The following is a 21,014-nucleotide window of genomic DNA, read 5'->3' on the forward strand; positions in this document are numbered from 1 at the left end:
TCCCCCTGCGGGGAGCGGCCCGCTTCGTCGTGTGCGTGTGCGAGCAAGACCACGTTCGGGGAAAACGCTGTCGGGACTGCTGAGGCATGCGGCAGGATCCTGGGATGGAGCGTGAACGTGATGTCTCTGAGCTGCCGAAAGCCCATCTGCACCTGCACTTCACCGGGTCGATGCGGCCCTCGACCGTGCTGGAACTGGCCGACAAGCACGGGGTGCGGTTGCCCGACGCGCTGACCGAGGCGCTGGGCGGCGGGGAGCCGCCGAGACTGCGGGCCACGGACGAACGGGGCTGGTTCCGCTTCCAGCGGCTGTACGACGCGGCGCGCTCGTGCCTGCGGGAGCCGGAGGACATCCGGCGGCTGGTGCGGGAGGCCGCGGAGGAGGACATTCGGGACGGGTCCGGGTGGCTGGAGATCCAGGTCGATCCGACGTCGTACGCGCCGCGGCTGGGCGGGCTGATCCCGGCGCTGGAGATCATCCTGGACGCGGTGGAGACGACGTCGCGGGAGACCGGGCTCGGGATGCGGGTCCTGGTCGCCGCGAACCGGATGAAGCACCCGCTGGACGCGCGGACGCTGGCCCGGCTGGCGACTCGGTACGCCGACCGGGGGGTCGTCGGGTTCGGGCTGTCCAACGACGAGCGGCGGGGGATGGCGCGGGACTTCGACCGGGCGTTCGGGATCGCGCGTGAGGCCGGGTTGTTGTCGGCTCCCCACGGGGGTGAGCTGGCCGGGCCGTCGTCCGTTCGGGACTGTCTGGACGACCTGGGGGCGAACCGGGTGGGGCACGGGGTGCGGGCGGCGGAGGATCCGCGGCTGATGAAGCGGCTGGCGGACCGGCAGGTGACGTGTGAGGTGTGCCCGGCGTCGAATGTGGCGCTGGGGGTGTACGAGAAGCCGGAGGACGTGCCGCTGCGGACGTTGTTCGAGGCTGGGGTGCCGCTTGCGCTGGGCGCGGACGACCCGTTGCTGTTCGGGTCGCGTCTCGCCGCGCAGTACGAGATCGCGCGGCGGTATCACGGGTTCACGGATGCGGAGCTGGCGGAGGTGGCTCGGCAGTCGGTACGGGGGTCGGCGGCGCCGGAGGACGTGAAGACGAAGCTGCTGGCGGGGGTGGACGACTGGTTGGCGTCGTAGCGCGCGTGCGTCGGCGTGCGTCGGCGTGCGTCGGCGTGCGTCGGCTTGATGCCGGGTGGGTGCCTGCGGCGGCCCGTGGCGGTCCGGTGGGGGTACTTGCGTCGGGTGGGGGTCGGGGCCGCGCCGGGGGGTGTCCGTCCTCGGAACGTCGCGATGGGGTTGCGTGCCGACTGACTGTCCGTTGACGCGACAACCGCTGCGGGCGGACACCCCCCGACACGGCCCCTTCTCGCCGTCCGCGGGTGCGGGCGCGTCGTGGCTCGTGCCGCAGGCTCGCCGTTCGGGTGCCTCGTCGCGCCGAGTTGCGCGCCCGCCCCGCCCCAGCGGCGACGCCGGGTGCCTACAGGCTCACTCCCACGGTCACCGGCTCGTTGACCAGGGTGATTCCGAAGGCCTCGTGGACTCCGGCCACGACCTCGCGGGCCAGGGCGAGGAGGTCCTCGGTGGTCGCACTCCCCCGGTTCGTGAGCGCCAACGTGTGCTTCGTGGAGATGCGGGCCGGACCGTCGCCGTAGCCCTTGGTGAAGCCGGACTTGTCGATCAGCCAGGCCGCTGAGGTCTTGGTACGGCCCTCGCCGGCCGGGTAGGCCGGGGGCTCCACCCCGTCGCCCAGCCGGTCCCGGACGCGGGTGCGGAACGTCTCGAAGTCCGGGTCCGTGAGGATCGGGTTGGTGAAGAAGGACCCGGCCGACCAGGTGTCGTGGTCCTCGGGGTCCAGGACCATGCCCTTGCCGGCGCGCAGCTTGAGCACCGTCTCGCGGGCCGAGGCGAGGGGGACGCGGTCGCCCGCTTCCACTCCGAGGGCCCGGGCCGTCTCGGCGTAGCGGAGGGGCGCGGACAGGCCCTCGGCGTCCTCCAGGCAGAAGCGGACGCGCAGGACCACGTACCGCTCGGGGTCGGACTTGAAGCGGCTGTGGCGGTAGGAGAAGGCGCAGTCCTCGTTCGCCAGGGTGACCGTGTCGCCGGTGCGGCGGTCGTAGGCGACGACCTCGGTGATCGTGGAGGAGACCTCCTGGCCGTACGCCCCGACGTTCTGGATGGGGGTCGCGCCGGCCGAGCCGGGGATGCCGGCCAGGCATTCGATGCCGGCCAGGCCCGCGTCGACGGTGCGGGCGACGGCGTCGGTCCATACCTCGCCTGCGGCCAGCTCCAGCGTCGTGCCGTCGAGGGAGAAGCCCCGGGTGGCGATGACGAGGGCGGTGCCGTCGAAGCCCTTGTCGCCGATGACCAGGTTCGAGCCGCCGCCGATGAGCAGCAGCGGGGTGCCCGTCTCGTCGGCTTCGCGGACGGCGGCGATCACCTCGTCGTCCGTGGTCGCGGTGAGCAGCCGGGTCGCGGGGCCGCCCAGCCGGAAGGTCGTCAGCGGGGCCAGGGGGGCGTCGTGGAGTTCCTGCACGGGCCAAGCGTACGAGACGGCACTGATGGCGTCGGGCACGCGTGCGTGCGGCCCCGTCCCGTGAGGGAAGGGGCCGCACGCGCGCGTGGTGGTGGTCAGGGCAGACGGCGCAGCGCCTCGGACCAGAAGAGGGGGAGGTCCTCGCTGCTCGCCTGCCAGGTGGTGAAGGCCGAGTCCTTCATCTGCGGGGCCAGGCCCCTGGAGGCCGAGCCGTGAGCGCCCGCGCGGACGAAGGCGTGCAGGGCCTCCTTGGACTCCCAGGCCGACAGGGTCCAGAAGGTCCGCTTCAGGGGCTTCGCCATCAGGGTCGCTCCGTAGACGCCGGGGCTGCGGCGGACCTGCCGCCAGACGGCGGGTGTTCCGGCGAAGAACCTCAGGGCTCCCCACAGCGTGCGGGTCTCGAAGCGGGAGGCGAAGACGTGCACCTCGGTGTCGCGGGGCGGGGTGTTCGGGACGGTCCAGGGAAGGGTGGGCATTCCGCTTCTCCTTGTCGGGGTCCGGCGGGGTCAGTGGGCGGCCGTCTCCAGGACCGGTGCCGGTTCGGCCGGGGCGGGCTGCCGTTCGGTGCGCCGCCGGGCCGGTGTCAGCAGGGCGGCGATGCCCGCGAGGGCGACCACCGCGGAGCCCGTCACCAGGGCGGGCCGCATGCCGTCGACGAAGGTCCGGCCGGTCTCGTAGCCGCCCTGGGCCGCGAAGATCGAGGCCATGACGGCGATGCCGAGCGCCCCGCCCACCTCGCGCAGGGCGTTGTTGGCGCCGGAGGCGATGCCCTGCTCCGACGGCCGCACGCTGGACATCACCAGATGCGAGGCGGGAGCGAAGAACAGCGCCATGCCGACACCGCTGATGATCAGGGCGGGCAGCTGGGCCACGTAGGAGGCGTCGGTCGTGGCCACCACCGCCATGTAGCCGAGGCCCAGGGACTGCAGGAAGAGGCCGGTGGCGACGACCGGACGGCCGCCGATGCGGTCGGCCAGGATGCCGGCGATCGGGGCGATCAGCATCGGCATGCCGGTCCAGGGCAGCATCCTCAGGCCCGCCTCGGTGGGCGAGTAGCCGAGGACGCCCTGCATGTACTGGCTGAGCAGGAAGATCGAGCCGAACATGCCGAGGAACATCAGCAGGCTGGCCGCGTTGATGCCGGCGAAGGCCCGGGAGCGGAACAGTCGCATCGGGAGCATGGGGTTCTTGGCGCGGGCGCTGTAGAGGACGAAGCCGGTCAGCAGCGCGGTGCCGGCGAAGAGGCCCGTGAGGACCAGGCCGCCGGTCCAGCCGTCGGCGGGGCCGCGGACCAGGCCGTAGACGATGCCGAAGAGGCCGCCGCTGGCAAGCAGGGTGCCGGGGACGTCGAGCGGGGCTCCGGTGCCGTGGGACTCGGCGAGGCGCAGCCGGGCCAGCGGCAGCAGGGCCAGGCCCAGCGGGACGTTCAGCCAGAAGATCCACTGCCAGGAGATGTGTTCGGTGAGACTGCCGCCGACGAGCGGGCCGGAGGCGACGGCGAGTCCGTTGACGGCGCCCCATATGCCGTACGCCATGCCCCGCTTGGCGGCGGGCACGGCCGCGGTCAGCAGGGTGAGCGTCAGCGGCATCATCACCGCGGCGCCCGCGCCCTGGACCGCCCGGGCGGCGATGAGGGAGTCGATGCCGGGCGCCATGGCCGCCGCGGCGGAGGCGCCGGTGAAGACGGCGAGGCCCGCGATGAAGAGCCGTCGGCGGCCGAAACGGTCACCGAGGGCCGCGCCGAACATCAGCAGGACGGCGAAGGTGAGCGTGTAGGCGCTCACGGTCCATTCCAGGTCGTGCAGGCCGCCGCCGAGGTCCTCGCGGATGGAGGGCAGGGCGGTGGTGACGACGAGGTTGTCGAGAGCCGCCATGAACCCGGCGACGCTGGTGATGACGAGGGCCCAGGCGGCTCCCCCGCGACGTGCGGTCTGCTGTGACATCGCTCCCCCATGGAGTGTGTGCCGTGATCGATTAGTTATTGATTACTAACTTTCGAGATCATGAAAAGGCCCCGCCTCCTCGCCTGTCGTGTCAGTCGCTCGACCCCGACGGGCCCAGCCCCGCCCAGACCCGGTGATCGGCCGGGAAGCCCATGGCCACCAGGCAGTTGATGAGCATGCCCTGCGCGAGGAAGGTCGTCGTCTCGTGAGCGTCGGCGCCCAGCGGCAGGTGGATGGTGTCCCAGAGCCGCATCCAGCCCGCGCGCACGGCCTCACCGAACTCGCGGTCCCCCTCCTCCTCGGCGGCCGCCACGGCGAGGTACATCTGCATCTGCATCATCAGCCGCTCCGGCTGCTCGGAGATGGTCTCGATGTACGCCCCGCCCATCGCGTGGCGGGCCTCTTCACCGTCCAGCCCTTCGGCCGCCTCCGCGAACATCCGGATGGTGTCCTCGACACACCGCTCGGCCGCCGCCAGGAAGATCGCCTTCTTGCCCGGGAACAGCCGGAAGAGATACGGCTGCGAGACGCCGACCCGGCGGGCGATCGCCTCGGTCGAGGTGCCGTGGTAGCCGCCGCGGGCGAACTCGGTCATCGCCGCCCGGATGACGCTCTCGCGCCGCTCTTCCGCACTCATCCTGGCCATGCATATGAAGTTAGTGCTCAATCACTAACCATGTCAAGCGGTGCTCTGCCCGTGCCATGCGTAAGGGGCGCCCCGCCTTGGTGAGCGCCCCTTACGTCGTGCCACGAACCGGCTCAGGCCAGCCGTACGACCGCCCTGGACATGCCCAGCACCTTCTGCCCGGCGCTGGTCGCCGTCAGGTCCACGCGGACCGTGTTGTCGTCGAGCTTGGCGGCGACCTTGCCGGCCACCTCGATCACGGCACCCTGGTCGTCGTTCGGAACGACGACCGGCTTGGTGAAGCGGACGCCGTACTCGACGACCGCGCCCGGGTCGCCGGTCCAGTCGGTGACCACACGGACCGCTTCGGCCATGGTGAACATGCCGTGCGCGATGACGTCCGGCAGGCCGACCTCCTTGGCGAACTTCTCGTTCCAGTGGATCGGGTTGAAGTCACCGGAGGCGCCCGCGTACTGCACGAGGGTCGCGCGGGTCACGGGGAAGGTCTGCGCGGGCAGTTCGGTGCCGACCTCGACGTCGGCGTAGGAGATCTTCGCGGTCATGGGGTCGCTCACGCCTCCTCGGCCGCGCGGGCCACGAGCTTGGTCCAGGCGGTCACGACATGCTCGCCGGCCTCGTCGTGCACCTCGCCGCGGATGTCGATGATGTCGTTGCCCGCGAGGGACTTGATCGCCTCGATGGTGGAGGTGACCGAGAGCCGGTCGCCGGCGCGGACCGGGCGGCGGTAGGCGAACTTCTGGTCGCCGTGCACGACGCGGCTGTAGTCGAGGCCGAGCTGGGGGTCCTGGACGACCTGCCCCGCGGCCTTGAAGGTGATCGCGAAGACGAAGGTCGGCGGAGCGATCACGTCGGGGTGACCGAGTGCCTTGGCGGCCTCCGCGTCCGTGTACGCCGGGTTGGTGTCCCCGACCGCCTCGGCGAACTCACGGATCTTCTCCCGGCCCACCTCGTACGGCGCGGTGGGCGGGTACGTCCGCCCCACGAAGGACTGGTCGAGCGCCATGGCCCGGCACCTCCTGGTAGCTCTACTGACCGGTACGGGTACCTCAACGACGCGAGGCCGCCCCCGATTACTCGGGAACGGCCTCGCGTACGAGCCTGATTTATCGCGTTTCGCGGTGCGCGGTGTGCGCGTTGCAACGCGGGCAGTGCTTCTTCATCTCAAGACGATCCGGGTTGTTACGCCGGTTCTTCTTGGTGATGTAGTTCCGCTCCTTGCACTCCACGCAGGCCAGCGTGATCTTCGGGCGGACGTCGGTGGCAGCCACGTGAGTGCTCCTAAGACGAACGGATGGACTTATTCAACGCAAGAAAGAGTAGCCGATCGAAGGACCGACCCCGCAATCGGCTACTGTCAGTAGCGGTGACCGGACTTGAACCGGTGACACAGCGATTATGAGCCGCTTGCTCTACCGACTGAGCTACACCGCTTTGATGTGGTCCGGACCCCGTCTTGCGACGGGAGCCAGTCACACCAGAGCCCCAAAACGGAATCGAACCGTTGACCTTCTCCTTACCATGGAGACGCTCTGCCGACTGAGCTATTGGGGCGAGCGATGAAGACATTACACGCTCGGCCGCCGTTCGCCCAAATCCGTTTCGAGGCACCCACCCCGGGCGCTCGGACCGTCCTCCCGGCAGCCTCGTGGACGCATCCCGCCCCATGAGCGGGCCTCGGGCGGACCATGGACGGAACACGGGCGGACTACCGGCAGACCACCGTCAGACGACCGGCAGACGACCGGCAGACCACGCCGGTACGACTATTGCGCTCCTCCCCGCCAGGGGCCTGAGGCCGTCCTAGGCTCGTCTCACTCTGCGTGATCACGCGTCCTCCCGTGCGCAGCCCGAGCCCCTGGAGTGCGATGCCCGACAGCCGGCCGCAGCCCCCACCGCCCCCGTCGTCCTCGCCGGGTCCGGCCGACCCGTCGTCGCTGCTGTTGTGCGGGGCGCGGCTCACCGACGGCCGGACCGTGGACGTACGGCTGTGCGGTGGGCGCATCGAGGCGGTCGGCACGGCCGGCAGCCTGGGAGCGGGCGGCACGCGCGCGTGCGGGGCGCGGGTGGACCTCAGTGGCTATCTGCTGCTGCCGGCCCCGGCCGAGCCGCACGCCCACGCCGACACGGCCCTGTCGGCCGACACCGAGGGGCCGGTCTCGTACGAGGCGCAGGACGTGCAGCGCCGGGCGACGGAGGCCGCACTCCTCCAGCTCGGGCACGGGGCGACGGCGCTGCGGGCACACGTGCGCGTGGGGGACGTCCAGGGCCTCGGCGCGCTGACGGCCGTGCTGCAGGCGAGGCGGGCACTGCGGGGGCTCGCGGAGCTGACGACGGTGGCGATGCCCCGGGTGCTGACCGGGGTGGCCGGCGCGGACGGGCTGGCGATGCTGCGGGACGCGGTGAAGATGGGCGCCTCGGTGGTGGGCGGCCGGCCGGACCTCGACCCGGATCCGGCGGGATACGTGGAGGCGGTCCTGGAGATGGCCTCCGAGCACGGCTGTCCCGTCGACCTGCACACGGACGCCGGGGACCCGGCCCGGCTGGCCCGGCTCGCCGCGATGGCGGGCGGACTGCGCCCCGGAGTGACCCTCAGCCCGTGCGGCGACCTCGGCCGGCTGCCCTCCGAGGTGGCCTCGCGGACGGCGGACCAACTCGCGGCGGCCGGAGTGGCCGTGGCGTGCCTGCCGCAGGGCGGCTGCGGTGGTGTGGACCGGCGCGGGGCCGCTCCGGTACGGCTGCTGCGCGCGGCCGGGGTGCGGGTGGCCGCCGGGAGCGGGGCGCTGCGGGACGTGTCCAACCCGGTGGGGCGCGGCGACCCCCTGGAGGCGGCCTTCCTGCTGGCCTCGCGCTACGGATTGCCGCCCGAGGAGGCGTACGACGCGGTGAGCTCCTCGGCGCGGGCGGTGCTGGGGCTGCCGGAGGTGCGGGTGGAGGCGGGCTTCCCTGCCGAGCTGCTCGCGGTGCGCGGGGAACGCCTCGCGGGGGTGCTGTCCCTGGCGTACAGCCGGATCGTCGTGCACCAGGGGCGCGTGGTGGCGCGGACCAGCGCGGTGCGCGAGTACTGCAGTTCGGCGGCCTCGGTCGAGCTGGGGCTGCCGCGGCAGGGACGGGGCGAGGGGCCGTAGGCCTGCGGCGGGGCGAAGGGTCGCAAGCCTCGGGCGGGGCGAAGGGTCGCAAGCGTGGGGCGGGGCCGTAGGCCGTAGGCCTGGGACGGAGCGAAGGGTCGCAAGCCTGGGGCGGGGCCGTAGGCCGTAGGCCTGGGACGGAGCGAAGGGTCGCAAGCCTCGGGCGGGGCCGTAGGCCGTAGGCCTGGGACGGAGCGAAGGGTCGCAAGCCTCGGGCGGGGCCGGGGGCCTGGGGACAGGCAGGGTGCCGTAGGCCTGCGGCGGAGCGAAGGGCCGCAAGCCTGGGGTGGTGCCGTAGGCCGTAGGCCTGGGGACGGGCGGGATGCTGTAGTCCTGCGGCGGGGCGCGGCCAAGTCGTACGGCAGGGCAGGGGGCCGTAAGCCCGCGACGGGGCCGGCGGTCATGAGCCCGCGCAGGGCAGGGGCCGGTAGTCCGGCGGCGGGGCGCGGCCCAAGTCGTGCGGCGGAGGGTGCTGTCGAGGCGTACGGTCGAAGGCATGCGCATTGTCATCGCTGGTGGTCATGGTCAGATCGCGTTGCGGCTGGAGCGGCTGCTCGCCGCGCGCGGGGACGAAGTAGCGGGGATCATCCGGAAGGCCGAACAGGCCGACGCCCTGCGGCAGGCCGGTGCCGAACCGGTCGTGCTCGACCTGGAGTCGGCCTCCGTCGACGAGGTCGCGGAGCGGCTCAGGGGCGCCGACGCCGCGGTCTTCGCGGCGGGCGCGGGGCCGGGCAGCGGGGTGGCCCGCAAGGACACGGTGGACAAGGCCGCGGCCGTCCTCTTCGCGGACGCGGCGGTGCGGGCGGGCGTGCGGCGCTTCGTGATCGTGTCGTCCATGGGCGCCGACCCCGGTCACCAGGGCGACGAGATCTTCGACGTGTACCTGCGGGCCAAGGGCGAGGCGGACGCGTACGTGCGCGGGCTCGACGCCCTGGACTGGACGATCCTGCGCCCGGGCCAGCTCATCGACGACGCGGGCACCGGTCTCGTACGGCTGGAGGCGCGCACGGGCCGCGGTCCGATCCCGCGCGACGACGTGGCCGCCGTGCTGGCGGAGCTGGTGGACACCTCGGCGACGGCCGGCCTCACTCTGGAGCTGATCGGCGGACCGGTGCCGGTGTCCGTGGCGGTGAAGTCGGTGGCCGGGAACTGAGTTCGCAACCTGCGGGTCGTCGGGGCCCCGGTCAGGTTCGCGGCCGCGACCGGACTGGGCCCCGGTCAGGTTCGCGGCCGGCGGCTCGCCGGTCCTCAGGACAGGTTCGCGGTCGCCGTCGGGCCCTAGAACAGGGGCAGTTGGCCTGGGAAGTCCGGGACCGTGTAGCCGTCCAGGGACGGCTGCTCCGGGCCGGGGCGGGCCTGTCGACGGGAGCCCGGGCACGAGGTGAGTTCGCCGTGCTCGCGGGCGCCGGGCGGGTCGTGGCGTGCGTACCGCCCGGCGACGACGGCGATTTCGCGGCGGCACTCGGGGCAGAGTCTGCGGCGGGAGGACATGGGGCCAGTGTGCCGCGTGGGTAGGACAGTCATGCCGTTCCCTCGCGGCGACCGGCCCTTCTCGCGTGCCCCTTGCCCACGCCCCCTGCGGCGACTGCCCCTGCTGGGTGGCCCCTGTCTCCCCTCCGGTGACTGGCCCTTTAGATACCCCTGTCACGTCCCCTCCGGTGACTGGCCCTTTAGATACCCCTGTCACGTCCCCTGCGGCGACTGCCCCCTTTTCACAAGCCCCCTGTCATGCGTTTCTGCGGCCTGTCACGCGTTTCCCCGGCTCGATCCAATTGCTTAAGTCAATCAATTGCCTTAGCTTGGTCGGGTCGCGCTGCCCCTTGACGCCCCTTACGGAGGCCCGGCCATGTCCCACACCCTTCCCCGACCCGTCGACACCGGGGAGCCCGCGGCACCACGGGCGAACACCGTCGTCGCGGTCCTGGCCTTCGGCGGGATCGTGGTCTCGCTGATGCAGACCCTGGTCATCCCGATCGTCCCGGAGCTCCCCCGGCTGCTGAACGCTCCGGCCTCGGACACCGCCTGGGCCGTGACCGCCACCCTGCTCGCCGCCGCCGTCGCCACGCCGATGACGGGCCGGCTCGGCGACATGTACGGCAAGCGCCGGATGCTGCTGATCAGCCTCGTGATGCTGGTGGCCGGCTCGATGACCGCCGCGATGAGCGACTCGCTCACCCCGATGATCGTGGGACGGGCGCTGCAGGGTCTCGCCTCCGGTGTGATCCCGCTCGGCATCAGCATCATGCGGGACGAACTGCCCGCCGAACGACTCGGCTCCGCCACGGCGTTGATGAGCGCTTCCCTCGGGGTCGGCGGTGCCCTCGGGCTGCCCGCCGCCGCGCTGATCGCGGACAACTTCGACTGGCACGCCCTGTTCTGGGCCTCCGCCGGGCTCGGTGTCGTCGCCCTGGCGCTGGTGCCGGCCCTCGTACCGGAGTCGAAGGTGCGCACCGGCGGGCGTTTCGACCTGGTGGGCGGTATCGGCATGGCGGCGGGCCTGGTGTCGCTGCTGCTGGCCGTCTCCAAGGGCGGCGACTGGGGTTGGGGCAGCGGGACGACCCTCGGCCTGTTCGCGGCGGCCGTCGTCGTACTGCTGGTGTGGGGGTGGTGGGAGCTGCGCGTCCAGGAGCCACTGGTCGACCTGCGGACCACCGCCCGCCGTCAGGTGCTGGTCACCAATCTCGCCTCGATCGCCGTCGGGTTCGCGATGTTCGCGATGTCCCTGGTCATTCCGCAGCTCCTGCAGTTGCCTGAGGCGACCGGCTATGGCCTCGGCAGGTCACTGCTCGTCGCGGGCCTGACGATGGCCCCGTCCGGCCTGGTCATGATGGCCACGGCTCCCGTCTCCGCCGCCCTGTCGAGGGCCAGGGGCCCGAAGATCACCCTGATGGTCGGTGCGCTGATCGTTGCCGCCGGATATGGGCTGAACATCGTGCTGATGTCGGAGCTCTGGCACTTCGTGCTGGTCACCTGCGTCATCGGCGCCGGCATCGGCTTCACCTACGGTTCGATGCCCGCGCTCATCATGGGCGCCGTGCCGGCTTCGGAGACGGGCGCGGCGAACAGCCTCAACACGCTGATGCGGTCCATCGGTACGTCGAGTGCGAGCGCAGTGGCCGGGGTGATCCTGGCGCAGATGACGACGGACCTCGGGGGGACGCCCCTGCCCTCCCAGAACGGATTCAAGGTCGTCCTGGCCGTCGGAGCCGGGGCCGCGCTGCTCGCCTTCGCGGTCGCCTCGTTCATCCCCCGGCAGCGCGGGGCGGAAGCCGGGGTGGCCGAGGCGGGGGTCGCGACGGCTTCGGTCGACGGGGAGCCGGTGCCGGGGACTTCGGCTGGTGGGGAGCCGGTGGCGGCGGCTTCGGTCGAGGGGGAGCCGGTGCCGGGGACTTCGGCGGGTGGAGACCCGGTGGCGGCGGCTTCGATCGAGGGGGAGCCGGCTGCCGAGGCGCCTGCCGGACGGGCCGCGGGCGCGGCCGACCCGGCCGGGGTCCCCGTACGGGGCCGTGTGCTGAGGGCCGATCGGACGGCGGTCGGCGGAGCCGCGATGACGTTGATCTCGCTGCACGGAAAGCAGCTCGGGCGGGCGGTCTCGCGGGACGACGGTTCGTACGGCGTGCATGCTCCGGGCGCCGGCTCGTACGTCCTGATCGCCGCGTCGGAGGGCTGTCAGCCGCAGGCCTCCACGATCGTCGTGGCCGGTGAACCGGTCGCGTACGACGTGCTGTTGGGCGGCACGAGTGGCCTCGCCGGGGTGGTGCGCTCCGCGGACGGCGGCGCTCCGGTCGCCGAGGCCGTGGTCATCGTGACGGACGCGCGGGGAGAAGTGCTGGCGACGGAACGGACGGACGTACTGGGCGAGTTCACGGTCACCGACCTGGTGCCGGGACCGGTGACCCTCGCGGTCAGCTCCCCCAAGCACCGGCCGCTGGCCCAGGTCGTCGAGATCGGCGGGGCCGGGACCACCCGGGTCGCGCTCGAACTGCGGCCCGGCGCGCAGGTGCGGGGCACGGTACGCGCAGGGGGCGCGCCGCTGAGCGACGCGCGGGTGACGCTGGTGGACGCGGCGGGGAACGTGGTCGCCACGACGCGTACCGGCCCCGACGGTGCGTACGCCTTCTCCGACCTGGACACCGGCGCTTACACGGTCATCGCGACCGGCTACCCGCCCCGGGCGGTGCCGCTGACGGTCCGGGGTATCGGTGTGGACGACCAGGACATCGAACTGGCCCACGCCGTCGGCGAGTAGCTGCGCGGGCGCAGGCGTGCGGGGCCGGGGCGCGCGGGGGGGGGTGCGTGTCAGTGGGGGTGCGTGTCAGTGGGGGTGCGTGTCGGTGGGGGTGCGTGTCGGTGGGGGTGCGTGTCGGTGGGGGTGGGGCCGCCGGCACGCCCCACCGCCCCCACCTCCACCGGCCGCACGTAGTCACTTCAGCCGGTTGCCGGTCCGAACCACGTCGGCAGCCGGTCGAGCAGTTCCTGCTGGTCGTCGCCCACCCAGGCCACGTGCCCGTCCGGTCGCAGCAGCACCGCGGGGACGTCGAGTTCCTCGCTGACGTCGACGACGTGTCCGACCCGGTCCGACCAGCCCGCCACCGACAGTCGGCCGCCGGTCTGGTCGAGCAGCAGTCCGCGGCCGTCACGCATCCGCTCGTAGAGGCGGCCCCGCTGCAACCCCACGTCCCGCAGCCTACGGCCGAGCAGTTCGTGCCCCTCTCCGCAGTCGTAACGGACTGAGATCGCGGTGACCTTCTCGATCAGGAGCCGGTTCACCTCCTCGAAGTCCATCAGCTCCGCCAGGAGCCGGCGGACGGCCTGCGGCCCTGGCTCGGGCGCCAGCAAGTGCATCTGCGCGCGGGTGTTGTCGAGCACTGCGGCGGCCACCGGATGGCGTTCGGTGTGGTAGGTGTCCAGCAGCCCTTCAGGTGCCCGGCCCCGCAGTTCGGCGGCCAGTTTCCAGCCGAGGTTGAAGGCGTCCTGGAGGCCGAGGTTGAGCCCCTGGCCACCGGTCGGCGGGTGAACGTGCGCGGCGTCACCGGCCAGCAGGACCCGGCCCGTACGGTAGCGCTCGGCCTGCCGAGTGGCGTCGCCGAAGCGGGAGAGCCAGCGCGGGGAGTGCACACCGAGGTCGGTGCCGGCGAACTTGTGCAGCTGCTGCCTGAATTCCTCGAAGGTCGGCGGGACCGTGCGGTCCTCGGCCACGCCCTCGGCGGGCACGATGACGCGGTGGACCCCGTCTCTGATCGGCATGGCGCCGAACCGGAAGTGCGTCTTGCGGACTTCGGCCATCACGGTCGCCAGTTCCTCCGGCGACGCGGCCACCTCCATCTCGCCCATCAGCGTCTCGACCCTGGAGGGCTCACCGGGAAAACCGACGCCGAGCAGTCTGCGCACCGTGCTGCGACCGCCGTCGCACCCGACCAGGTAACGGGAGCGCAGCCGTGTGCCATCGGCCAGTTCGGCGGTGACACCGTCGTCGTCCTGGCTGAGTCCGACCAGTTCGCAGCCGCGCCGGACCTCGGCGCCGAGTTCGGTCGCGTGCTCGGCCAGCAGGCGGTCGGTGACGGGCTGCGGGATCCCGAGGACGTACCCGTGCGCGGTGTCCAGCCGGCCGGGCGCCGGCTTGGCGAGCCCGGCGAAGAACCCGCCGAGCGGGTGCTTGCTGCCCTCTGCGAGGAAGCGCTCCAAGAGTCCACGTTGGTCGAGCATCTCGATGCTGCGCACATGGAGGCCGAGCGCGCGAACGTGCGGGGTCGGCTCCGCCTCCTTCTCCAGCACGAGCACACGCACGCCGTGCAGCCGCAGTTCCCCGGCCAGCATCATTCCGGTCGGACCACCGCCGGCAATGACCACATCGATCAAGGCAGACCCCAATTTTCGCCCGTTTTCTGACTACAGGCCGAAGATTGTGCGGCACCACGGGGGCCTTGCCGCAAGGCCCCCCATGCGCTATACGTTGAGAGTGGCAAGGAGCAGACGACTCCTTGCCTTTCTCATGTGCGCATAGGCCGCTGTGCGCGGCCGTGGAGGGTGAACCCGAGATCCCGGCCCGGGTTGCCGAGGGCGTCAGCGCACGTCGACGTAGTCGGCCGCGCTGGTGGCGACGCCGGTCGTGGAGTTGCCGTAGTACACCCAGCGGAAGGAGCCGTCGGCCGAGGCGGTGACCGTGGTCTTCAGTCCCCCGGTGCTGCTGGTGGTGGCCTTCTTGAGCGTCTTGTAGCTGTCGGTGCCCTTGGCGCGGAACTGGAGGCTGACCGTGCGGCCGCTGTAGGCGTCGTACTTCTTCGTGCTCCAGTTCGCCCGGGTCAGCTTGCCCGTGACGGTGATCGTCTTGCCCTTGGTGACCGGCTCCGGGGAGGCGTTGGTGGTGGCCTTGGCCGCGCGCTTCAGCTGGGCGGTCGTGGACCGCGTCTCCAGTTCCCCGGTCTTGAGGCCGCCGTCGGCCTTCCACAGCTTCAGCGTGACGCCGACCTTCCAGGTCGTGGCGTCGCTGTTGGAGTCGACGTGTTCCTGGCTCGGGTGCGGGTCGATGTAGAGGTCGCCCTCACAGCGAGCGTGCTTGGAGTCGATCTCGTAGCAGGTGTAGCCGCCCGGCTGGATGAAGTTCTCGCCCGAGTCGGCCGCCGACTTGATGCTGCCGCGGTAGAGGAAGGGGTACGCGTCGTAGCGGGAGGGGTCTGCGGTGCTGTACCCGGCGGGCAGCGCGATGTTGAAGCTGATGGGCGGCTCCACCACCTTCGACGTGCCGACGACGATCGGCTTGCCGTTGTTGATGACGATGTCCGACACGGTGATGCCGGTGTCCGCCGCCTGAGCCGCAGGCGCGTTCAGCACCGAGAGTCCCAGCGCCCCCGCGAGCGTGGCCACCGCGACGGTTCGTCTGCCTGTTTTCATCACACCTCTTCAGAAGGGTGCCGTTACGAAGGGCGGCAGCCTATCTGACGCGTTCATGCCCTCCGACCTGCCGAGGGAGAGTGATCATGCTCACCCTCGGGGGCGCCCTGGGACCGTTCGGGACGCGTCGGCGGAGGCGCTGGGGCCGGGCCAGGGCGACCAGGAGGGACGACGAGGCGTGTGTGCCGACCGTTAGACAGCGAAAACCCCCTCCAGTCAGGTGAGTAACCTGATCGGAGGGGGTCTTCCCCAGTGTGGCGGCGCCAGGATTCGAACCTGGGAAGGCTGAGCCGGCAGATTTACAGTCTGCACAAGATCACCACTCCGCACCCCCTGTGACCTGCTACTCAGCCGCATACGGGTGCTAGGACAGGCAAAGCCGTCCGCGTCTCGTCCTGATCTTGAAACCGTCCGTGCGCCCCGCTGTGCGCGACCCTCCGCGACGGCCGGCAGTCGTGGGAGGCTTACCGGTGGTGTCGACTGCCCGGCGGAGAGGGAGAGCGAGTGTCGCAGCAGGCCAACCCTCGGGGAACCTTCCTGAAGATTGCCGACTCAGTGAAGAGGCAGATCGAAGACGACCCGACCATGACAGAGCTTCCGTCGCTGGCTGAACTCATGCGCGATCACAAGGTCTCGCGCGGGGTCGCCCTGCGTGCGTTCGGCGTACTGCGTCAGGAAGGCGTGGCCGAACCGGTGCGGGGCGAGCGGTGGCGAGTCGTACGCGCGGGGGCGCCGGTCGACCGGCGCCCGCTTGATCAGCGAATCGCAGAGGTCATCGCGACTGACGGACTCGAAGTAGGGGAAGCGTTCCCGAGCGCTTCCGTGCTGGCCGAACGGTTCGGGGTGTCACGTCCGACCGTGGCCAAGGCGCTGGAGAAGCTGGAAGCCGCCGGCGTGCTGGCGGGTGGAGGTCAGGGCAGGGTGCGGACGGTCCGCGCCGTGCCGGCGCGAGAGGGGCGTTCGTAGCTTGTCGACGTTGACGGAGTGGGCCTATCCCCTGGCTGAGTCGCTGCTCGCTGAGCCGCTACCGCGACGCTGGCAACACTGCCTCGGGGTCGCTGAGCGGGCACGTACCATCGCGCTCATCCTCGACCAGGACGCGGACCTGTTGGAGGCTGCGGCGGTCCTGCATGACATCGGCTACGCGCCGGACCTCGCCAAGACAGGCTTCCACCCCCTGGACGGCGCGCGGTATCTCCGGGACGTGGCCGCCGCCGACGAGCAGGTCGTCAACCTGGTCGCCCATCACTCTTGTTCATGGCTTGAGGCGGACGCGCGCGGCTTGCGGGCTGAGCTTGACGGGGAGTTCCCCCGCGAGAGCGAGCACCTGAACGATGCGCTCTGCTACTGCGACATGAACACCACCCCGGACGGCACCCCGACCAACCCAGTGGACCGGATTAACGAGATCACCGGGCGCTACGGGCCGGACAGCCTGATCGGCAAGTTCATCCGGCGGGCTGAGCCGGAGATCCTCGCGTGCACCTGCCGCGTCCTCGAACGGGTCGCCGCCGCCAAGCGTCAGCCGATGTAGGGCGCCGTGCGCGTCCGGTCCATGGCGTGCTCGATCCGGAGCCGCATCGTGGGGTGTACGTCCAGCGTCTCCAGGTCCGCCGGGGCAACCCAGCGGACCTGAGTCGTCTCGCTGCTCGTACGGAGGTCGCCGCCGACCGGCCGGGCCCGGAAGCAGATGCTGAACTGCTGGCGGACTTCGCCATCGTCGTACTGCATGACGTGTCCGGGGTCCGTGTAGAGGCCGGACACGTCGACCACTTCCGCCCTGATGCCGGTCTCTTCCCAGACCTCACGCACCACCGTGTCGCTGATGGACTCCCCCACGTCGTGACCGCCACCGGGCAGCGCCCACCTGCCGTTGTCAGAGCGCTGGATCATCAGCACCTGCCCCGCGTCGTTCTGGACGAAGGCAACGACTGACGGCACAACCGAATTGGCCGGCGGTGCGTCCGGGTCGTGCAGGTAGTCGATACGTCCCATGGTCAGGCTCCCGTGATGCTCTTGACGTCCTGATCAGTGATCGGACGCGCGTTCTCCCACGTGTGGTCGATGCTATTCGCGTACGTGTCGAAGAGGCTTCCGCCGGGGAGTCGTCGCAGGTGCAGCACGGGCGCCATGTAGGCGCCGATGCCGTAGACGTGGGGGTTGACGAGCATCTCGTCATCGGACCGGTAAATCGAGTTGTACAGCGTCGAGTCGTGCAGCCGGAAACCGACGTCCGGATGACTCCGCATGAGGGGCCGGTACAGCACGAGGGCATTTCGAATCTTGCCGTCCATGATGTGGTGCCCCTCGTCAATGCCGCGTTGCCGGACAGCCGCACACTCCGGGTCCCCCAGCAGGATGCGCACCCGCACCCCCGCCTCCACCTTCGCCCTGACGAGGTCATGGAAGAGGGGGTCTTCGGACAGGAAGAGCCCTGAGTACACGAGGACGTCCAGATTCCGCTCAGCACGTCCGTACAGCTCTCGCCAGAGGCCAGTAGGCACCGTGTGGCGATGCGGGTAGACCGTCGCTATCTCGGCTTTGGTGAGGTCGGCCGCGCTGTCGACGGTCCGTCCGTCCTCCCACAGCGTGGTCACATCGACCTTGAGGGCCGCTGCCGTCGCGTACTGGTGACGCAGGTACGGCACCTTGCCCTGGGTAATCCAGCGTTCGACCGTCTTGGGGCTCACCTCGATCGCCTCAGCGAGGCTCTGCACGGTCATGCCACGGGCGAGGAGAGCGGTTCGTAGGCGCTCGTTCGACATCTGCACCCCCGGTGGGACGTCTAGGGACTTCTTGACCGTAGCTAGAAGTCCCAGAGCTGTCCATGAGTGGGGTGACCAACTCCCCTGACCTGCCGTGATTCTGAAGATACGTCAAGACGTCCCGGCGCGAGACGAAGAGATTGCGTCGCTGTACTTGACGGACCCCCATGCAGTACCTGTAAAACAGGTACTGCACTGCACGGAGGAAAGCCCCCCGCTCTCGCTGGGGGTGAGTACGAAGGAAGCGGCCGTTAGTTGAGAACTGAACAGTGATCGTGCGGGGCTGACGCGAGAGCGGCGGTCGCGGTAGGTGCCTAGGGCGAGGGTCCGGGGGCAAACCGCTGTGATGGACGTGGCTCTCCCCCTACGCGCTTGGCAGCGCCACCCGGGTTTTGGGTGTGGGGAAGTAGAGCGGGGCCCCAACGCACGTGGCGGCAAGAGTGAGACCGCCCCCGCGTCGGCCGGGTGATGTCGACGGCGGCAATGCCAAGCCCATCAGCTCCGGAGAACACCCCCCTCAATGGCGGGTGCCGCCTGGTGTGAGCCGCCCTGCTGGCGTCAGAGCAGTGACGATGACGCGTTCGCCTCGATGGTCGCAAGGCCGGGTTCGACTCCCGGCCGGGGCGCTCTGGCACATCTGCCAGCTACAGACAGGGAGAGACATGGAGAACAACGAGGTCATTCGCTACACCGCCGATGTTGTCGTCACCACGACCGATGGAAACGTCCTGCTGATCGAACGCGGCTGGGACCCGTTCAAGGGCCAGTGGGCCCTCCCCGGCGGCCATGTCGACTCCGGCGAGACGAGTCGCGCCGCTGCTGCCCGCGAGCTTGCCGAAGAGGCTGGGGTGTACGCGACGCCAGCGGAGCTGGAACAGGTCGGCACGTTCGACCAGCCCGATCGCGACCCGCGCGGCCGGTACGTCACCGTCGCTTACCACCTGACAGTCATCCCCGGAACGATCGTCGAGGCGGGCGACGACGCGACGAACGCGCAGTGGTGGCCGCTGAACGCCCTGCCGCCGCTCGCGTTCGACCACGCCGACATCCTCGCTGCGACTCTGACGGCAACCTCCTGAGCCACCCGAGCTGTTCCGCCGTGCCGCCTCGATGGTCGTAGGCCGGGTTCGACTCCCGGCCGGGGCACTCACCATTCCGCCCCGGTGCGGGCGCCATCTCTTCCACAAGCCGCGCCCACCCGGCATCTCTCCCATCCCTCCAGTGATCAGGAGTTCCGTCATGCGTTCGTACATCAGCGGCCACCAGGCCGTGACCAGTAACGACTTCATCGAACTGGCCCTTGGCACCCCGGTTGAGCTGTGGCTGGGTGTGGAGGGCGAGAGCGAGATGGAGCGAGCGGCCCGCCTGGACGCGGCCCGCGACATCCTCGCCGACGACCCCGGCATGCCGGACGACGCGATCCGCATCGCCGCCGCGGCGATCGAGGAGCACGCCGCGGAGCTGTTCAACGTCGTCCCGCTCGCCCGGCCCGCCCGTACCCGTCGGGTCCGGAAGGGGGCGGCGGCATGATCCGCATCGTCACCAAGAAGCGCCTGGCGCTGCTTGAGGCGGACAGGCACGCCGCGTTCGAGCGGGCCCGTGAGGCGACCGAGGTCGCGAAGGCGGCGTCCGGCCGGCACATCAAGGAGCTGTTCGCCGTCACCGACCGCGCGGAGCGCGCGGAGGCGACCACGGACGAGGTCGGCAAGCTCCTTGCGGGGGCCCTGGACGAATTGAGTGGTGCGCAGGAAGACCTTCTGCTGAAGGACATCGAGTTGCGGCGCTTGCGCGACGACCTCACCGAGGCACTCGTACCGGCCCGGCAGGTGTTCGTGCTCGTGCACTACGGCACTCCGGTCATGGTCTACCGCAGCCGTGAGGACGCGTACGCCGACAGCGCCACTCACGGTGCGCCGGCAGACGCGACCTGGGGCCCGGCCCGGACGTCCTGGGCGGATGCGGAATGGCTGCTGTCGGCGTTCACGTACGACGCTGCGGCGCGCGGTTTCCGCGGTTCGCTGACCCCGCTCGCGGAACCGGTCGGGGGTGCGGCGTGAACGCTGTTCATATCCGTTCAGCCGAAAAGGCTCTGTCGGTCGGCACGTGGCTGATCGTGTTCGGGGCGATGCTCTTCTCCGTCCTCACGGTCACGCCGCTGATGGCCAAGCACACCGCCGACGCGTGGGACTGGACGGCCCCGATCCTGCCCCTCGTGGTGGATGCCGCAGTCGTCATCGTGGTCAAGCTCGATGACGTGCTGGCCCGCCTCGGAGGGCACGGCGGACGTTGGCCCGTGGTGCTGCGCTGGATGACCGGTCTGATGACGCTGGCGCTCAACACAGCCGACTCCGCACTGAAGAAAGACCTGGTCGGCATGTCCGTCCACGCCGTGGCGCCCCTCCTGCTCATCGTCACCGCAGAGACCGGACTCGCTTACCGGCGGGCCATCGCACGCGCCGTCAGCGCCCTGGAAGCCACGCAGAAAGCCGAGCGTGAGGAGCGGGACCAGGCGGCCCGCGAGCGCGAGGAGCGGGCCCGTACGGAGGCCCGTGAGGAGCGCGAGCACGCGGAGCGGCTGGCGCGTGAACAGCGCGACCACGAAGCGAACCTGGCCCGCGAACAGGCCGAGCGGGAAGAGCGGCAGCGGCGTGAGGAGCGTGAAGCCCGTGAGCGGTCGGAGGCTGCCGAGCGGGAGGCTCGTGAACGCCGTGAACGCGAGCATGAACAGCGTGAACGCGAGCGTGAGACGCGTGAACGCCAGGCCCGCGAGCGTGCCGAAGCGGAACAGCGCGAGCGCGCTCAGGCCGTTGAGCGTGAACGCCGTGAACGAGTGGAGCGGGCCGAGCGTGAACGCGCCGCGCTCCTGAACCGGGGTCCGGCTGAGAGCAAGCTGCCCGAGGACGAAGCGCGCCGGATCGTGGCCGCCGCGTTCATGGCGAGCCTGCCCGTGCGCCAGGCCGCGGAGCTGTCCGGCTGGTCGGTCGGCTGGGTCTCCTCCCGCTACGCCGAGCACCGCGAGCCCGACGCGGGCCAGCGCGCTGGCCTCGCCATCGCGAGCCAGTGACCGCCGCCTTTGACCAACCCTCTCGGGGTTCGGCCGCTCACCTCTGAC

At 70.8% G+C, this 21,014-nt stretch carries 22 protein-coding genes and 3 tRNA genes; 10 read left to right on the forward strand and 15 right to left on the reverse strand.

What is annotated here, in order from left to right; translation table 11 throughout:
• The first annotated feature begins 104 nt into the window (after positions 1 to 104).
• Positions 105 to 1,136: an adenosine deaminase gene (locus ACFCXS_RS02595; RefSeq protein ID WP_376641144.1), complete on the forward strand. Its 1,032-nt coding sequence runs from the start codon at positions 105 to 107 to the stop codon at positions 1,134 to 1,136.
• 340 nt (positions 1,137 to 1,476) lie between these two features.
• Here the strand turns inward: ACFCXS_RS02595 and ACFCXS_RS02600 are convergent, their stop codons facing one another.
• From ACFCXS_RS02600 to ACFCXS_RS02640, 9 genes are all read right to left on the reverse strand, one after another.
• Positions 1,477 to 2,532: a UDP-N-acetylmuramate dehydrogenase gene (locus ACFCXS_RS02600; protein WP_376641146.1), complete on the reverse strand. Its 1,056-nt coding sequence runs from the start codon at positions 2,530 to 2,532 to the stop codon at positions 1,477 to 1,479.
• 95 nt (positions 2,533 to 2,627) lie between these two features.
• Positions 2,628 to 3,008, reverse strand: a complete 381-nt coding sequence (locus tag ACFCXS_RS02605; protein ID WP_376641148.1) for a DUF3291 domain-containing protein — start codon at positions 3,006 to 3,008, stop codon at positions 2,628 to 2,630.
• Positions 3,009 to 3,038: 30 nt separating this feature from the next.
• Entirely contained in the window at positions 3,039 to 4,475 is a 1,437-nt protein-coding gene (locus ACFCXS_RS02610) for an MFS transporter (protein ID WP_376641150.1), read from the reverse strand.
• A gap of 91 nt (positions 4,476 to 4,566) precedes the next feature.
• Complete coding sequence (locus ACFCXS_RS02615) at positions 4,567 to 5,121, reverse strand: TetR/AcrR family transcriptional regulator (protein ID WP_376641152.1); 555 nt, start codon at positions 5,119 to 5,121, stop codon at positions 4,567 to 4,569.
• A gap of 113 nt (positions 5,122 to 5,234) precedes the next feature.
• Positions 5,235 to 5,663: a MaoC family dehydratase gene (locus tag ACFCXS_RS02620; RefSeq protein WP_376641507.1), complete on the reverse strand. Its 429-nt coding sequence runs from the start codon at positions 5,661 to 5,663 to the stop codon at positions 5,235 to 5,237.
• Positions 5,664 to 5,671: 8 nt separating this feature from the next.
• Positions 5,672 to 6,124, reverse strand: a complete 453-nt coding sequence (locus ACFCXS_RS02625) for a MaoC family dehydratase N-terminal domain-containing protein (RefSeq protein WP_376641154.1) — start codon at positions 6,122 to 6,124, stop codon at positions 5,672 to 5,674.
• A 100-nt stretch (positions 6,125 to 6,224) separates the two neighbouring features.
• Complete coding sequence (gene rpmG / locus ACFCXS_RS02630) at positions 6,225 to 6,389, reverse strand: 50S ribosomal protein L33 (RefSeq protein ID WP_003948671.1); 165 nt, start codon at positions 6,387 to 6,389, stop codon at positions 6,225 to 6,227.
• Between the two features lie 90 nt (positions 6,390 to 6,479).
• Positions 6,480 to 6,552: transfer RNA gene (locus tag ACFCXS_RS02635), tRNA-Met, on the reverse strand.
• A 47-nt stretch (positions 6,553 to 6,599) separates the two neighbouring features.
• Positions 6,600 to 6,672, reverse strand: a tRNA-Thr gene (locus ACFCXS_RS02640).
• Between the two features lie 314 nt (positions 6,673 to 6,986).
• On the opposite strand from ACFCXS_RS02640, the gene ACFCXS_RS02645 reads away from it, so the two are divergent.
• Both ACFCXS_RS02645 and ACFCXS_RS02650 read left to right on the forward strand, forming a co-directional pair.
• Positions 6,987 to 8,246 carry an amidohydrolase family protein gene (locus ACFCXS_RS02645; RefSeq protein ID WP_376641156.1) on the forward strand — a complete coding sequence of 420 codons (1,260 nt, stop codon included), beginning with the start codon at positions 6,987 to 6,989 and terminating at the stop codon, positions 8,244 to 8,246.
• 496 nt (positions 8,247 to 8,742) lie between these two features.
• Complete coding sequence (locus ACFCXS_RS02650) at positions 8,743 to 9,399, forward strand: NAD(P)H-binding protein (protein ID WP_376641158.1); 657 nt, start codon at positions 8,743 to 8,745, stop codon at positions 9,397 to 9,399.
• Between the two features lie 125 nt (positions 9,400 to 9,524).
• On the opposite strand, the gene ACFCXS_RS02655 is transcribed toward ACFCXS_RS02650, so the two are convergent.
• On the reverse strand, positions 9,525 to 9,737 hold the full coding sequence (locus tag ACFCXS_RS02655; RefSeq protein ID WP_053674492.1) for a hypothetical protein: 213 nt from the start codon (positions 9,735 to 9,737) through the stop codon (positions 9,525 to 9,527).
• A 355-nt stretch (positions 9,738 to 10,092) separates the two neighbouring features.
• On the opposite strand from ACFCXS_RS02655, the gene ACFCXS_RS02660 reads away from it, so the two are divergent.
• A complete protein-coding gene (locus ACFCXS_RS02660) occupies positions 10,093 to 12,495 on the forward strand; it encodes an MFS transporter (RefSeq protein WP_376641161.1) in 2,403 nt (800 codons plus the stop codon).
• A gap of 179 nt (positions 12,496 to 12,674) precedes the next feature.
• Here ACFCXS_RS02660 and rox read toward each other — a convergent pair whose 3' ends face one another.
• The 3 genes from rox to ACFCXS_RS02675 all read right to left on the reverse strand — a co-directional run bounded on the left by rox (position 12,675) and on the right by ACFCXS_RS02675 (position 15,471).
• On the reverse strand, positions 12,675 to 14,105 hold the full coding sequence (gene rox, locus ACFCXS_RS02665) for a rifampin monooxygenase (RefSeq protein WP_376641163.1): 1,431 nt from the start codon (positions 14,103 to 14,105) through the stop codon (positions 12,675 to 12,677).
• Positions 14,106 to 14,309: 204 nt separating this feature from the next.
• Complete coding sequence (locus ACFCXS_RS02670) at positions 14,310 to 15,137, reverse strand: hypothetical protein (protein WP_376641164.1); 828 nt, start codon at positions 15,135 to 15,137, stop codon at positions 14,310 to 14,312.
• A gap of 255 nt (positions 15,138 to 15,392) precedes the next feature.
• Positions 15,393 to 15,471: transfer RNA gene (locus tag ACFCXS_RS02675), tRNA-OTHER, on the reverse strand.
• Between the two features lie 170 nt (positions 15,472 to 15,641).
• Here ACFCXS_RS02675 and ACFCXS_RS02680 point away from each other — a divergent pair.
• Both ACFCXS_RS02680 and ACFCXS_RS02685 read left to right on the forward strand, forming a co-directional pair.
• On the forward strand, positions 15,642 to 16,103 hold the full coding sequence (locus tag ACFCXS_RS02680) for a GntR family transcriptional regulator (protein ID WP_376641166.1): 462 nt from the start codon (positions 15,642 to 15,644) through the stop codon (positions 16,101 to 16,103).
• A 1-nt stretch (position 16,104) separates the two neighbouring features.
• A complete protein-coding gene (locus ACFCXS_RS02685) occupies positions 16,105 to 16,671 on the forward strand; it encodes an HD domain-containing protein (RefSeq protein WP_376641168.1) in 567 nt (188 codons plus the stop codon).
• Here ACFCXS_RS02685 and ACFCXS_RS02690 read toward each other — a convergent pair.
• On the reverse strand, positions 16,659 to 17,132 hold the full coding sequence (locus ACFCXS_RS02690; protein ID WP_376641170.1) for an NUDIX domain-containing protein: 474 nt from the start codon (positions 17,130 to 17,132) through the stop codon (positions 16,659 to 16,661). The two genes, ACFCXS_RS02685 and ACFCXS_RS02690, sit on opposite strands and share 13 nt — an antisense overlap.
• A gap of 2 nt (positions 17,133 to 17,134) precedes the next feature.
• Positions 17,135 to 17,860, reverse strand: coding sequence for an XRE family transcriptional regulator (locus tag ACFCXS_RS02695; RefSeq protein WP_376641172.1), 726 nt, complete (start codon positions 17,858 to 17,860; stop codon positions 17,135 to 17,137).
• A 704-nt stretch (positions 17,861 to 18,564) separates the two neighbouring features.
• Between ACFCXS_RS02695 and ACFCXS_RS02700 the strand changes: the two genes are divergently transcribed.
• From ACFCXS_RS02700 to ACFCXS_RS02715, 4 genes are all read left to right on the forward strand, one after another.
• Complete coding sequence (locus tag ACFCXS_RS02700; RefSeq protein WP_376641174.1) at positions 18,565 to 18,981, forward strand: NUDIX domain-containing protein; 417 nt, start codon at positions 18,565 to 18,567, stop codon at positions 18,979 to 18,981.
• A 160-nt stretch (positions 18,982 to 19,141) separates the two neighbouring features.
• Entirely contained in the window at positions 19,142 to 19,432 is a 291-nt protein-coding gene (locus ACFCXS_RS02705; protein ID WP_376641176.1) for a hypothetical protein, read from the forward strand.
• Positions 19,429 to 19,959 carry a hypothetical protein gene (locus ACFCXS_RS02710; protein WP_376641178.1) on the forward strand — a complete coding sequence of 177 codons (531 nt, stop codon included), beginning with the start codon at positions 19,429 to 19,431 and terminating at the stop codon, positions 19,957 to 19,959. Before ACFCXS_RS02705 ends, ACFCXS_RS02710 begins: the two co-directional genes overlap by 4 nt.
• Positions 19,956 to 20,966, forward strand: a complete 1,011-nt coding sequence (locus ACFCXS_RS02715) for a DUF2637 domain-containing protein (RefSeq protein ID WP_376641180.1) — start codon at positions 19,956 to 19,958, stop codon at positions 20,964 to 20,966. The genes ACFCXS_RS02710 and ACFCXS_RS02715 overlap by 4 nt, the downstream gene beginning before the upstream one ends.
• Positions 20,967 to 21,014 lie beyond the last annotated feature (48 nt).

Origin of the sequence: Streptomyces sp. NPDC056373 (genome assembly GCF_042262425.1) — a bacterium.
Lineage (GTDB): Bacteria > Actinomycetota > Actinomycetes > Streptomycetales > Streptomycetaceae > Streptomyces.

Coding starts and splice junctions, on each gene's coding strand:
- ACFCXS_RS02595 (WP_376641144.1), top strand. CDS start 105: ATGGAGCGTGAACGTGATGTCTCTGAGCTGCCGAAAGCCCATCTGCAC.
- ACFCXS_RS02690 (WP_376641170.1), bottom strand. CDS start 17,132: ATGGGACGTATCGACTACCTGCACGACCCGGACGCACCGCCGGCCAAT.
- ACFCXS_RS02610 (WP_376641150.1), bottom strand. CDS start 4,475: ATGTCACAGCAGACCGCACGTCGCGGGGGAGCCGCCTGGGCCCTCGTC.
- ACFCXS_RS02655 (WP_053674492.1), bottom strand. CDS start 9,737: ATGTCCTCCCGCCGCAGACTCTGCCCCGAGTGCCGCCGCGAAATCGCC.
- ACFCXS_RS02705 (WP_376641176.1), top strand. CDS start 19,142: ATGCGTTCGTACATCAGCGGCCACCAGGCCGTGACCAGTAACGACTTC.
- ACFCXS_RS02710 (WP_376641178.1), top strand. CDS start 19,429: ATGATCCGCATCGTCACCAAGAAGCGCCTGGCGCTGCTTGAGGCGGAC.
- ACFCXS_RS02660 (WP_376641161.1), top strand. CDS start 10,093: ATGTCCCACACCCTTCCCCGACCCGTCGACACCGGGGAGCCCGCGGCA.
- ACFCXS_RS02605 (WP_376641148.1), bottom strand. CDS start 3,008: ATGCCCACCCTTCCCTGGACCGTCCCGAACACCCCGCCCCGCGACACC.
- ACFCXS_RS02670 (WP_376641164.1), bottom strand. CDS start 15,137: ATGAAAACAGGCAGACGAACCGTCGCGGTGGCCACGCTCGCGGGGGCG.
- ACFCXS_RS02695 (WP_376641172.1), bottom strand. CDS start 17,860: ATGACCGTGCAGAGCCTCGCTGAGGCGATCGAGGTGAGCCCCAAGACG.
- ACFCXS_RS02615 (WP_376641152.1), bottom strand. CDS start 5,121: ATGGCCAGGATGAGTGCGGAAGAGCGGCGCGAGAGCGTCATCCGGGCG.
- ACFCXS_RS02620 (WP_376641507.1), bottom strand. CDS start 5,663: ATGACCGCGAAGATCTCCTACGCCGACGTCGAGGTCGGCACCGAACTG.
- ACFCXS_RS02645 (WP_376641156.1), top strand. CDS start 6,987: ATGCCCGACAGCCGGCCGCAGCCCCCACCGCCCCCGTCGTCCTCGCCG.
- ACFCXS_RS02625 (WP_376641154.1), bottom strand. CDS start 6,124: ATGGCGCTCGACCAGTCCTTCGTGGGGCGGACGTACCCGCCCACCGCG.
- ACFCXS_RS02650 (WP_376641158.1), top strand. CDS start 8,743: ATGCGCATTGTCATCGCTGGTGGTCATGGTCAGATCGCGTTGCGGCTG.
- ACFCXS_RS02700 (WP_376641174.1), top strand. CDS start 18,565: ATGGAGAACAACGAGGTCATTCGCTACACCGCCGATGTTGTCGTCACC.